Consider the following 12,794-nt stretch of genomic DNA (forward strand, 5'->3'; position numbering starts at 1 on the left):
CCTTCCCGTCCTGTATCGCACAGTTCGTGTCACGCTCGCCGGTTGTCGATCCCGATGCAGTCCCCCTCCAGTCCCGCGGTGAGCCAGAGCGAGGCACGCTATCGTGCGCTGTTCGAAGCGATCGACGACGGCTTCTGCATCATCGAATTCTTCGACGGCCCGCACGGCCCGCTCAGCGACTATCGCCACATCGAAGCCAATGCCGGCTACGAGAAGCAGACCGGGATTGCCAATATCATCGGCCGCACCTTGCGCGATCTCGTGCCGGACGAAGCCGACGGCTGGGCGGAACTGTATCGCAGCGTGCTGGTGACCGGCCGGCCGATCCATTTCGAGCGCGAATTCATCGCGGTGAACCGCATCATCGAAGTGTCGGCGACGCGGATCGAGCCGCCAGAGCTGCACCAGGTCGCGGTGCTGTTCCGCGACATCACCGCGCGCAAGCGCGCCGAAGCGGCAATGCGCGACAGCGAGCAACTGGCGCGCGACAACGTGCAGCGGGTGCAGCTCGCGCTCGCCGCCGGCGCGATCATCGGCACCTGGCTGTGGGATCTGCCGACCGATCGCTTCACCGTCGATGAAGCGTTCGCGCGGGCATTCGGGCTCGATCCGGCGCTCGGCCGCGACGGCCTCAGCCTGGCGCAGGTGGTCGCCACCGTGCATCCCGACGATCAGGCCGGCCTCGCGGCCGCGATCGAGGAAGCGGTCAAGCGCGGCGGGCCTTACGCGCATCAGTACCGGGTGCGCCGCGCCGACGGCAAGTACTACTGGCTCGAGGCCAACGGCCGGGTCGAGCACGGGCCGGACGGCACGCCGCTGAGCTTTCCCGGCGTGCTGATCGACATCGACGACCGCCGCGCACTGGCCGCCGAGCGCGACCGCGCCATCGCCGAGCTGCGCGCGCTGAACGAGACGCTGGAACAGCGCATCGCCGAAGCCCGCGCCGAGCTGCTCCGCTCCGCCGAACAGCTACGCCAGTCGCAGAAGATGGAAGCCGTCGGCCAGCTTACCGGCGGGCTGGCGCACGACTTCAACAATCTGCTCGCCGGCATCTCCGGCAGCCTCGAGCTGATGAGCACCCGAATTCGCCAGGGCCGCATCGGCGAGATCGACAAATATGTGGTCGCGGCGCAAGGCGCGGTGAAGCGCGCCGCGTCGCTGACCCACCGCCTGCTCGCCTTCGCGCGCCGCCAGACGCTGACGCCGACCGCCGCCAACGTCAACCGGCTGGTCAGCGGCATGATCGACCTGATCCAGCGCAGCGTCGGCCCCGGCATCGACGTGCAGCACGTCGGCGCCGCCGGGCTGTGGAGCGTGCTGGTCGACGTGCCGCAGCTCGAAAGCGCGCTGCTCAATCTGTGTATCAACGCCCGCGACGCGATGCCGAGCGGCGGCAAGATCACGATCGAGACCGGCAATCGCTGGATCGACCGGGCGCAGTCGCGGCTGTACGACATTCCGACCGGGCAATACGTCTCGCTGTGCGTCTCCGACACCGGCACCGGCATGACGCCGGACGTGATCGCCAAGGCGTTCGATCCGTTCTTCACCACCAAGCCGATCGGCCAGGGCACCGGGCTCGGGCTGTCGATGATCTACGGCTTCGCGCAACAGTCCGGCGGACAGGTGCGGATCTATTCCGAGGTCGGCCAGGGCACGATGGTGTGCATCTATCTGCCGCGGCACCGCGGCGAGGCCGCCGAGGACGAGCGCTTCCCGGACTCCACCGCGATCCCGTTCGCCCACACCGGCGAGACCGTGATGGTGGTCGACGACGAGCCCACGGTGCGGATGCTGGTCGCCGACGTACTCGAAGACCTCGGCTACTCCGCGCTGGAAGCTTCCGACAGCGTCGGCGGCCTGAAGCTGCTGCAATCGGAAGCGCGGATCGACCTCTTGGTCACCGACGTCGGCCTGCCCGGCGGCATGAACGGCCGCCAGCTCGCCGACGCCGCCCGCCAGATCCGCCCCGGGCTCAACGTGCTGTTCATCACCGGCTTCGCCGAGAACGCGCTGCTCAACAACGGCCAGCTCGAACCCGGCATGGCGGTACTGACCAAACCGTTCGCGGTCGACACCCTGGCGGCGCGGATTCGCGAGCTGATCGGGAAGTAGCAAGGTCGTTCGAACACGCCGAATAGCCCGGATGCAGCGGAGCGAAATCCGGGGACCGAACTCGTGGCGAGTCCGATCCCCGCATATCGCTGCGCTCATGCGGGCTACAGCTACAGCCGGCTACGGCGCGGTCCTCAAGTGCCGCGCAGCATTTCGCTGACCACCACCCAGTCGTTGCCGTTGAATTCGAGCAGATAGCCGTCCTTGATCGGGCGGAAATCGGTCGGCGAGGTGTTCAGGGTGATGCCGGGCAGCAGCAGCGACAGCGGCACGTTCTTCATGTTCGCCGCCTGCCGCATGATGTTGTCGCGGGACAGATCGTTGCCGCACTGCTTCAGCAACGCCACCAGCGCCTCGCCGACCGTGTAGCCGTACAGCGTGCCGATGTTGTTCGGATCGAGCCCGGGCAGCCGCGCCTTCATGAAGGCGATATAGGCGCTCATCGCCTTGTCGTCCTTCGGATCTGGCGTGTAGGGCTTCAGCGAACCGAGCGACAGCACGCCCTTGCCGGCGTCGACGCCGGCCGGGTCCATCACGGTCGCCTTGTTGGCGCAGCCGCTGGCGAGGAAGCGGACCGGCCGCCAGCCGATCTCGTGCGCCTTGCGCAGCGCCTGGGCGCAGGCGCGCGGCGTCACGCTGTAGATCATGAACACGTCCGCCTTGGTGTTGGCGAGCGTCAGTACCTGGGAGTCGACGGTGGGATCGGAGACCTCGAAGCTTGACGCCAGCGCGATCGCCTTGTCGGCGTCGGGGCCGAGGGCATCCTTGACGCCGCGCATGAAGTCCTTGCCCGCGTCGTCGTTCTGATACAGCACCGCGAACCGCGCGTTCGGGTTCTTGGCGCGCGCATAGGCGACTTCGATCTTGGCCTCGCTCATGTAGTTCGGCGCCCAAGGCAGCGCCATCGACCACGGCATGTTGGCGGGGTCGTTCCACTTCGACGCCGAGCTGATCAGGAAGATCTGCGGCACCTTGTTGGTGTTGAGATATTTGGCGATCGCCGAGCTCGGCGCGGTGCCCATGGTGGCGGCGATGAACGCGACGCCGTCGCCTTCGACCAGCCGCCGTGTCGCCTCCATGGTCTTCGGCGGCGAGAAGCCGTCGTCGAGCGAGATCATCGTGATCTTGCGGCCGTTCACGCCGCCCTGCTCGTTGATCTGGTCGAGATAGGCGGCGATCGCCTTGCCGGTCGAGCTCAGCGCCGAGGCCGGGCCGCTATACGGCATGGTGTTGCCGATCTTGATCTCGGTGGCGGTGACGCCGGGCGCGTTCTGCTGCGCCTGCGCCGTGGTGACGAGCGCCGCCGCGAAGGCAGCGCCGAGCCAGAGCCGAAGGCTCCTCATCTGTTCTCTCCCTGTTGTTTTGCTGCGATGCGGTGATCGCTTTTGTTTTTCAGGGAGGATGGGAAGCTGAACTAACCGGGTCTTGCGCGCAGCCGCTGTATCATCTTACTCGCCGATGATCTTGATCAGCACACGCTTCCTGCGGCCGCCGTCGAATTCGCCGTAGAAGATCTGCTCCCAGGGGCCTAAATCGAGCCGGCCTTCGGTGATCGCCACCACCACCTCGCGGCCCATCACCTGGCGCTTCATATGCGCGTCGGCGTTGTCTTCGCCGGTGCGGTTGTGGCGATAGGACGACACCGGCTCGTGCGGCGCGAGCTGCTCCAGCCATTTGTCGTAGTCGGCGTGCAACCCGCTCTCGTCGTCGTTGATGAACACCGACGCGGTGATGTGCATGGCGTTGACCAGCACCAACCCCTCACGCACGCCGCTGTCGCGCAGCGCCTGCTCGACCTCGCCGGTGATGTTGATGAACGCCCGGCGCCCCGGGGTCTGAAACCACAGCTCCTTGCGATACGACTTCATCGCGCAGCTCTCCTTCGTCCGTGTGATCGGTTGGGCCGAACCATGCGGCGACCGCGCCGCGGCGTAAAGCGCTCAGGCGAGCTGCCGTTCGCTGCGACGCTCGTCGTCGCGGCCGGCGAGCCACGCCACCGCGTCGGCGGCGCGCATCGGGCGGCCGTACAGCCAGCCCTGACCGTAGGAACAGCCGAGCATCCGCAGCGTCTCGGCCTCGCCCTGGCTCTCGACGCCCTCGGCGATGATGCGGTGGCCGAGCGGCCGCGCCACCGCGGTGATCGCGGCGATCAATTGCTGGTTCTGAACATTGGCGCTGACGCCATGCACGAACGAGCGGTCGATCTTGATGGTGTCGAGCGCGATGCTCATCAGATTCGAGATCGACGAATGGCCGACGCCGAAATCGTCGATCGCAAGGCCAAAGCCGTAGTGCTCGATCCGCTGCAACTCGCGGGCGCACTGCTTGGGATCGAACAGTGCCTCTTCGGTGATCTCGATCTCGATCCGGCGCGGATCGATGCCGTGACGCTGGGTCAGGTCGATCAGGATCTTGGACGGCGAATGCAGCGTCAGTTCGCGCGGCGAAACGTTGATCGCGACAGTGAGCGGCGGCGCGCCGCTGCGGTCGAGCGCACGCAGGAACTCGCACGACGCGTCGCCGATGAACGACAGCAGCCGCGCCGAGAGCTGCAGCCGGATCGCGGCATGGATGATGTCCGGCGGCGGGATCAGCCCGGCGGTCGGATGGCGCCAGCGCAGCAGCGCCTCGAAGCCGACCACCTGCCCGGTGGCGAGCACCACCTGCGGCTGGAATTCGAGATGCAGTTCGCCCCGCGCCAGCGCGCCCGGCAGATCGCCGTCGATGCAGCGTTGCAGCAGGAATTCCTCCTGCATCCGCCCGTCGAACAGCCGGATGCAGGCGCGGCCGTCGTCCTTGGCGCGGTACAGCGCCGCGTCGGCGCGCGAGAACACGTCCTCGACGTCGATCGGCCCGCCCGAATGCGCCGCGATGCCGATCGAGCAACTGATCGCCAGCGGCTGCCCTGCGACCCGCAGCGGCCGGGTCAGCGCACCGCTCAGCCGCCGCGCCAGAGCCAGCGCGCGCGCGGCGACGTCGTCGCCCTGCAGCACCACGATGAACTCGTCACCGCCGAGCCGCACCGGCAGATCGTGCGGCCCGCAGGATGAGCGCAGCAGTTCGGCCACCGCGGCGATCACCCGGTCGCCGGCATCGTGGCCGCGGGTGTCGTTGATAGTCTTGAAGTTGTCGACGTCGAACAGCACGAAGGCGACGCCCTGCCCCGAGCGACACGCGGCCGCCGCGGCGTCGCGGAAGTGACTGCGGTTGGCGAGCCCGGTAAGCGGATCGGCTCGCGCGATCTGCTCCAGCGCGCGGTTCGAACTCAGCACCTCGTTGTTAGCGCTCGCCAACGAATTGGCCAGATCGGTCGCCTCCAGCGCGGTCATCTGGCTGGCAGTGAACTCCCGCTCGCCGCCGATCGCAGCACGGAACAGCATGAAGGTGAGGAACACCCCGTCGAACAAGATGATGTAGTCAGAGCTGTTACCGGACATCATGATCCGGAACAGCGTCGCCGCCATCACCGGCGCCGCGAAGGCGAGCGCGACGCGGGCATAGGCGGCGCCCTGGATGATCGCGCCGGTGGTGGCGCCGACCATGATGAAGGTGATGTAGTCGATGCCCTGATGGGCGGCGAACACCCCGACCGCCGCAGGCACGACGCTCCACAACAGACCGCTGGCGAAGGCCAGCAGCGTCAACTGGCGCAGCACCTGATACGGCGCCGTCTCCACTGCCCCCGTCCTCGCCAACCGCGCAACCCACCAGGCCCGAAACAGCGCCAGCACCGTCGCGGCGCCGAGCCACCACAGGATCGGGGTCTCGCCGTTCTCGCGATATAGCAGCGCCGCCAGCGACAGCGCGATCACGATGTTGGAGAGCAAGGTGAGCCGGACGTTGCGCAACGCCGTGCGGGCCTGGGCCTTGGCGAGAGCGATCGCCTTGAAGCTGCTGTCGGCGCGGGTCATGCAGAAAATCGATCGGTGATTGGAAATGTCGCTGATGTTCGGAGCAGCTAGTCAACCAGCGGCGTTTTAACATCGGCTTTGCATGCAGCGGCAAAACGACCGCGCCGAGACAATCCGAACCGATTGGTTTCCGGTTCGGAAAGATCAGTCGCGAAGGCGAGCGCAGCAGACGGCATTCGGCCTTCGCGTGCGCTAAGCGGCCAGCACCTCGCCCCTCGAAGCTCGAATGCAACTAATACGCAGATTTCAATGATGATCTAAGAACAGGGAACCTGCCGCAATTGCGAACAAGTTGCGGACTAACTGCCCTTGGCGGCGCGCAGCTTGGCCCAATAGTCCAGCCGCTTGCGGATCTCGCGCTCGAAGCCGCGGTCGGGCGGATCGTAGAAGGTCTGGCGGCCGAGCGTTTCCGGGAAGTAGTCCTGGCCGGAGAAACCTTCCGGGGTGTCGTGGTCGTACTGATAGCCCGAGCCGTAGCCTTCGTTCTTCATCAGCCCGGTCGGGGCATTGAGGATGTGCTTGGGCGGCAGCAGCGAGCCGGCCTGCTTGGCGAGCCGCATCGCCGATTTGTAGGCAGTATAGGCCGCATTCGATTTCGGCGCGGTGGCGACGTAGATCACCGCCTGCGCGATCGCCAGCTCGCCCTCCGGGCTGCCGAGGAAATCGTAAGCGTCCTTGGCGGCGTTAGCGATCACCAGCGCCTGCGGATCGGCCATCCCGACGTCTTCGACCGCCATCCGCACCACTCGCCGCGCCAGGAACAGCGGGTCCTCGCCAGCGTCGAGCATCCGGCACAGATAGTACAGCGCTGCGTCCGGATCGGAGCCGCGCACCGACTTGTGCAGCGCCGAGATCAGATTGTAGTGGCCGTCGGCGGCCTTGTCGTAGATCGGCGCGCGGCGCTGCAGGATGTCCTGAAGCTGCGTGGCATTGAATACTTCGCCGGCACGGGCCGAGCGCCAGACCTCTTCGGCGAGCGTCAACGAAGCGCGGCCATCACCGTCCGCCATCCGCACCAGCACTGCGCGCGCCTCGGCGTCGAGCGGCAGCTTCCTTCCCTCGACCTCTTCGGCGTGAACGAACAGCTTCTCGATCGCCTCGGCATCGAGCGAACGAAACACCAGCACACGCGCACGAGACAACAACGCCGCATTCAGCTCGAACGACGGGTTCTCGGTGGTGGCGCCGACCATCACCACGGTGCCGTCTTCCATCACGGGCAGAAACGAGTCCTGCTGCGCTTTGTTGAATCTGTGAACCTCGTCGACGAACAGCAGCGTGCCGGTGCCCATCTCGCGGCGGGCGCGGGCGGCATCGAACACTTTCTTCAGATCGGCGACGCCGGAAAACACCGCAGAGATCTGCTCGAAATGCAGCTCGGTGGCGTCGGCCAGCAGCCGTGCGACCGTCGTCTTGCCGGTGCCGGGCGGGCCCCAGAACACCAGCGAGCCGAGCGAGCGTGTCTCCAGCATCCGCGTCAATGCGCCGTCGGGGCCGACGATGTGATCCTGGCCGACGACGTCGGCAAGCGAGCGCGGCCGCAGCCGATCCGGCAGCGGACGCGGCGCCTCGCGCTCGAGGCCGGCGGCGGCGAACAGATTCTCGGATTGCTGTGGGCGCTTCGGGCTCATGCCGTTGTGCCCCCATCCGCTGCGCGAAGATTCTGCGTGCCGACCGGATAGCGGCCCTGTCCACTCACCTTCGTCATGGCCGGGCTTGTCCCGGCCATCCACGTCTTCCTTGCAGCGGGCGCTGCAAGGCGTGGATGCCCGGCACAAGGCCGGGCATGACGTGGGGCGAAGTCAGTGCCGGAATTCATCGGCAGAGCTCTCTGGAGGGCATCGTGTCCCGAAGGGCTATCCGCCCAGGGTGACCTGGATCTGCTGGCCGCCGCGGACCAGCATGATGCGCCACAGCCGCGGCGATTGGCCGGCGACTCGTTCGAGGTCTCCGGTCTTGGCGATCCGGGTGTTGTTGACCGCAACGATGATGTCGCCCTTCTGGAATCCGACATTCGCGGCGGTGCTGTCGCCGGCAAGTTCGGTGACGACGACCCCTTCGACGCTCGGATCGAGCCGCATCTCGTCGGCGATCGCCGGAGAGATGTTGGCGATCCTGGCACCCTGGAACGGCGAACGCGAGGTGATCACCAGCTCGTCGCGGCCGGTGTCCGGCGCGGTCTCGAGCGGGATCGAGAGCTTCACCGGCTTGCCGCTGCGCTGCACTTCGAGCTGCGCGGCGCCGCCGAGCGGCCTGGTGGCGAAGCGATAATCGAAGCCATTGGGATCGTCGATCGCAAAGCCGTCGATCGAGACGATCAGGTCGGATAGTTTCAGCCCGGCCCGCTCCGCCGGGCTGCCCTGGGTGACACTGGCGACCAGCGCGCCGCCCGGCCGTTTCAGGCCGAGGGTTTCGGCGATCTCCGGCGTCACCGCTTGCAGCCGCGCGCCCAGCCACGGCCGCTTCACCGCCTTGCCGCCGCTCTTGGCCGAGGCGACCACGACCCGCACCATGTTGGCCGGGATCGCGAAGCCGATGCCCTGGGAGCCGCCGGAGCGCGAGAAGATCGCGGTGTTGATGCCGATCAGCTTGCCGGTGATGTCGACCAGCGCGCCGCCGGAATTGCCGGGATTGATCGCCGCGTCGGTCTGGATGAAGAACTGATAGTCGGTGATGCCGACCTGGGTGCGCGCCAGCGCCGAGACGATGCCATGGGTCACGGTCTGGCCGACACCGAACGGATTGCCGATCGCCAGCACCACGTCGCCGACCAAAAGATCGTCGGAGTTGGCGAAATCGAGCGTCGCGAACTTCTCGCGGCCGTCCTTGATACGCAGCACCGCCAGATCGGTACGGCTGTCCTTCAGCACGATCTCGGCCTCAAACTCGCGCTTATCGGCGAGCGCGACTTTGACCTGATCCGCCCCCTCGATGACGTGGTTGTTGGTGACCACGAGGCCGGAGGCGTCGACCATCACGCCGGAGCCGAGAGAGCGTTGGATCTGCTCCGGCTGGCCGGGCACGCCGAAGAACCGGCGAAAGATCGGATCGTCGAGCAGCGGGTTACGATTCTGCACCAGCTTGGCGGCATAGACGTTCACCACCGCCGGCTGCACGTGCTGCACGATCGGCGCGTAGGACAGCTTCAAATCCGCCGGCGACGACGGCACCCGCCGCTCCTGCGCCGCGAGCGGCGTGGTGAGGGCGAGCGACAGACACAGGACGGCGAACGTGCGGATCGGGTTCATGCGGGAATCCGTTACAGGGGCATCGATAGCGCAGCAGATATAGTCCGCCGGCCCAGCCAGGAGAAGGAAAAGCGGCCGGCGCTCACGCCGGCTGAGCCTCGGCGGTTTCGGACGGCGGCTCGGCGGCGCGCGGCGCGAGCTGCTGCTGGCGGGCGCGATGTTCCTCGCCCCAGCGCTTGAGCGCATCGATCACCGGGCGCAGCCGCTCGCCGGTCTCCGACAGCGCGTATTCCACCCGCGGCGGCACTTCGGCGAACACCTGGCGGGTAATCAGGTCGTCGTCCTCCAGGGCGCGGAGCTGCTTGGTGAGCATTCGCTGGGTGATGCCCGGCATCCGCCGGCGCAGCTCGCCGAACCGCAGCCGGCCCTCCTGCAGATGGTAGAGGATCACGCCCTTCCATTTGCCGTCGATCAGGTCGAGCGTCACCTCGACCGAACAGCCCGGCGCACAGGCAAAGTTGCGACGCTTCATGCGAAGACACCCAATAGTATCCAATCGGTGACTATATCCCTCAAATGACAGTACTTGCAATATCGGCTCACGAGGGCGACCTTGCGCGCCCAATCTTGCGCGCCCAAGACGCCCTTGCACGGAGACCATCATGAAAGCTGTCGGCTACACCAAGAGCCTTCCGATCGACGATCCGGAAGCGCTGCTCGATCTCGAGCTCGCCAAGCCCGAGCCGGGTCCGCGCGACCTCCGGGTTGCGGTGAAGGCGGTCTCGGTCAATCCGGTCGACACCAAGGTCCGCAAGCGGGCCGCGCCGCCGGCCGGCGACCACAAGATCCTCGGCTACGACGCTGCCGGCGTGGTCGAGGCGGTCGGCGCCGAGGTGACGCTGTTCCGGCCGGGCGACGAGGTGTTCTACGCCGGATCGATCCAGCGGCCGGGCACCAACGCCGAATTCCATCTGGTCGACGAGCGCATCGTCGGCCGCAAGCCGAAGACGCTGGGCTTTGCAGAGGCCGCAGCATTGCCGCTGACCTCGATCACCGCCTGGGAGCTGCTGTTCGACCGGCTCGGCGCACGCCCGAGCAAGGCGTTCGATCCGCGCACGCTACTGATCGTCGGCGGCGCCGGCGGCGTCGGGTCGATCCTGATTCAGCTCGCGCGCCGCCTCACCGGGCTGACGATCATCGCCACGGCGTCGCGGCCCGAAACGCAGGCATGGTGCCTCGACCTCGGCGCGCACGCGGTGATCGATCACTCCAAGCCGATGAAGCCGCAGGTCGACGCGCTGAAGCTGCCGCCGGTCGCGCTGATCGCCAGCCTCACCGGCACCGAGGGGCACTTCGCCGGCCTGATCGATATCCTGGCGCCGCAGGGAAAGATCGGCCTGATCGACGATCCGGCGGCGCTGAACCCGATGCTGCTGAAGCCGAAATCGGCGTCGCTGCATTGGGAAGCGATGTTCGCCCGCTCGTCGTATCAGACTGCCGACATGATCGCGCAGCACGATTTGCTCGACGAGATCGCCGGCCTGATCGATACCGGCGTACTGCGGACGACTCATCAACAGACCTTCGGCACCATCACCGCCGCCAACCTGAAACGCGCACATGCGTTGCTGGAGAGCGGCACGTCGATCGGGAAGATTGTGCTGGAGGGGTGGGAGTAGTTCTGCTGTTTGGTTCTAGCAGGACGGATTGAGCACCGCGCTCTCTCCGAGTCATTCCGGGGCGCGCGCAGCGCGAACCCGGAATCTCTGCATCATCTCTCGCACTCAGATTTCTTCGTAACAACATCTGGATTCCGGGTTCGCTCGCTTCCGCGAGCGCCCCGGAATGACGGGAATGGATCGAGTGCGCCGTGACTCGAGAACCCAACTACGCGATCGTCTGCAGCAGGCCGCCTTCGGCGCGGAGCGCGGCGCCGTTGGTGGCGGCGGCTTCCTTGGAGCTGACATAGACCACCATGTTGGCGATCTCTTCGACGGTGGCGAAGCGCTGGATCAGCGAGCCGGGGCGGTGCTGCTTGATGAAGTTGGCGGCGGCTTCGGCCTCGGACTGGCCGTTCTGCCGCGCCAGGTCCGCCACGAAGGTCTGCACGCCTTCGCTCATCGTCGGGCCGGGCATCACCGCATTGACGGTGACCGCGGTGCCGCGGGTCATCTCGGCAAGGCCGCGCGAGACCGATAGCTGCGCGGTCTTGGTCATGCCGTAGTGGATCATTTCCTGCGGGATCATCAGGGCGGATTCCGACGAGATGAAGACGATGCGGCCCCAGTTGCGCTCCAGCATCGCCGGCATATAGGCGCGCGACAGCCGCACCCCGCTCATCACGTTGACGTCGAAGAAGCGCTGCCAGTCGGCGTCGGGAATGTCGAAGAACGGTTTCGGCTCGAAGATGCCGGCGTTGTTGATCAGGATGTCGACGCGCGGAATCTCCACCAGCAGCGCGGCGCAGCCCTCCGCCGTGGATACATCCGCGGCGACGCCGCACAGCTTGGCGCCGGGTACCGCGTGGTCGAGCGCGGTGAGCGCAGCGTCGACCTTGGCTTGGCTGCGACCGTTGACCACGACCTCGGCACCGGCCGCGGCGAGCCCCTTGGCGATGGCGTGACCGATGCCGGCGGTCGAGCCGGTGACGAGCGCGGTCTTGCCGGACAGATCGATGTGCATGGAGAGCTCCTTGTTGTACGAAGCATCGGTCAGAATGCCGGGGCCTGCGATTCACAACGTCGTGGCTCGATCGGACGGCAGTTCGTCCGGCGCGACGTGACCGCCCGGACTGACAGGCCACAACTACACACCGTCGTCGCCCGCGAAGGCGGGCGACCCAGTATCGCAGAGCCTTCGAGCCCATCATCGACGCCCTGGAATACTGGATCCCCGCATACGCGGGGATGACGGCTGATGCTGGGGCACATTCAGCCCCCAGGGATCAGGCTTCCTCAGCGGCATCCGCACAACGAAAAAGGCGGCGCCTTGCGGCACCGCCTTTTGAAATCTCAGACTGGAAGGAAGCCGGTTACGCCGCTTCGGCTTCGCTGTCCTGCGTCGGACCCGAATCCTTGCCCTTGGCGTCCTCGTCGCGGTCGACGAACTCGATCACCGCCATCGCGGCATTGTCGCCGTAGCGGAAGCCGGCCTTGATGATGCGGGTGTAGCCGCCGTTGCGGTCGGCGTAGCGCGGCGCCAGCACGTCGAACAGCTTCTTGACCTGCTCGAGGTCGCGCATTTCGGCGATCGCCTGCCGGCGCTTGTCAAGGCCACCCTTCTTGCCGAGGGTGACCAGCTTCTCGACGATCGGCCGCAGCTCCTTGGCCTTCGGCAGCGTGGTGACGATCTGCTCGTGCTTGATCAGCGCGGCGCACATGTTGGCGAACATCGCCTTGCGGTGTTCGGCAGTGCGGTTGAGCTTCCGATGAACCTTGCCGTGCTTCATGTTGTCAGTCCTTCACTCGATGATACCCGACGGTTCGTCGGAGTTGCAGGCGGGCTACCTGCGTTCGCCCTGGTGGAGCCTCCCCCTTCGAGAGCGGCAGCGCCGCTCCTTCAGGACGAGGAAGAGGCCTCA

10 protein-coding genes are annotated in these 12,794 nt (G+C 66.6%); 2 read left to right on the top strand and 8 right to left on the bottom strand.

Annotation, left to right across the window (positions count from 1 at the left end; genetic code table 11):
• The first annotated feature begins 54 nt into the window (after positions 1–54).
• Positions 55–2,115 carry an ATP-binding protein gene (locus DU475_RS01330; RefSeq protein WP_164630255.1) on the top strand — a complete coding sequence of 687 codons (2,061 nt, stop codon included), beginning with the start codon at positions 55–57 and terminating at the stop codon, positions 2,113–2,115.
• Between the two features lie 134 nt (positions 2,116–2,249).
• On the opposite strand, the gene DU475_RS01335 is transcribed toward DU475_RS01330, so the two are convergent.
• The 6 genes from DU475_RS01335 to DU475_RS01360 all read right to left on the bottom strand — a co-directional run bounded on the left by DU475_RS01335 (position 2,250) and on the right by DU475_RS01360 (position 9,746).
• A complete protein-coding gene (locus DU475_RS01335; protein ID WP_164630257.1) occupies positions 2,250–3,458 on the bottom strand; it encodes an ABC transporter substrate-binding protein in 1,209 nt (402 codons plus the stop codon).
• Between the two features lie 105 nt (positions 3,459–3,563).
• Positions 3,564–3,983, bottom strand: a complete 420-nt coding sequence (locus DU475_RS01340; protein ID WP_164630259.1) for a secondary thiamine-phosphate synthase enzyme YjbQ — start codon at positions 3,981–3,983, stop codon at positions 3,564–3,566.
• A 72-nt stretch (positions 3,984–4,055) separates the two neighbouring features.
• The gene (locus DU475_RS01345) at positions 4,056–6,026 is read right to left on the bottom strand and encodes a putative bifunctional diguanylate cyclase/phosphodiesterase (RefSeq protein ID WP_164630261.1); all 1,971 of its coding nucleotides are present in this window, start codon (positions 6,024–6,026) and stop codon (positions 4,056–4,058) included.
• A gap of 299 nt (positions 6,027–6,325) precedes the next feature.
• Positions 6,326–7,657, bottom strand: coding sequence for a replication-associated recombination protein A (locus DU475_RS01350; protein WP_164630263.1), 1,332 nt, complete (start codon positions 7,655–7,657; stop codon positions 6,326–6,328).
• Between the two features lie 225 nt (positions 7,658–7,882).
• A complete protein-coding gene (locus DU475_RS01355; protein ID WP_013501940.1) occupies positions 7,883–9,274 on the bottom strand; it encodes a DegQ family serine endoprotease in 1,392 nt (463 codons plus the stop codon).
• Positions 9,275–9,356: 82 nt separating this feature from the next.
• A complete protein-coding gene (locus tag DU475_RS01360; protein ID WP_164630265.1) occupies positions 9,357–9,746 on the bottom strand; it encodes a winged helix-turn-helix transcriptional regulator in 390 nt (129 codons plus the stop codon).
• Between the two features lie 130 nt (positions 9,747–9,876).
• Between DU475_RS01360 and DU475_RS01365 the strand changes: the two genes are divergently transcribed.
• Positions 9,877–10,893, top strand: coding sequence for a zinc-binding alcohol dehydrogenase family protein (locus DU475_RS01365; protein WP_164630267.1), 1,017 nt, complete (start codon positions 9,877–9,879; stop codon positions 10,891–10,893).
• 208 nt (positions 10,894–11,101) lie between these two features.
• Here DU475_RS01365 and DU475_RS01370 read toward each other — a convergent pair whose 3' ends face one another.
• Entirely contained in the window at positions 11,102–11,896 is a 795-nt protein-coding gene (locus DU475_RS01370) for an SDR family NAD(P)-dependent oxidoreductase (RefSeq protein WP_164630269.1), read from the bottom strand.
• A gap of 349 nt (positions 11,897–12,245) precedes the next feature.
• Positions 12,246–12,662, bottom strand: coding sequence for a 50S ribosomal protein L17 (rplQ, locus tag DU475_RS01375; protein WP_142882959.1), 417 nt, complete (start codon positions 12,660–12,662; stop codon positions 12,246–12,248).
• Between the last annotated feature and the right edge of the window lie 132 nt (positions 12,663–12,794).

The sequence above is a fragment of the Rhodopseudomonas sp. WA056 genome (assembly GCF_010906995.1).
Taxonomy (GTDB): domain Bacteria; phylum Pseudomonadota; class Alphaproteobacteria; order Rhizobiales; family Xanthobacteraceae; genus Rhodopseudomonas; species Rhodopseudomonas palustris_G.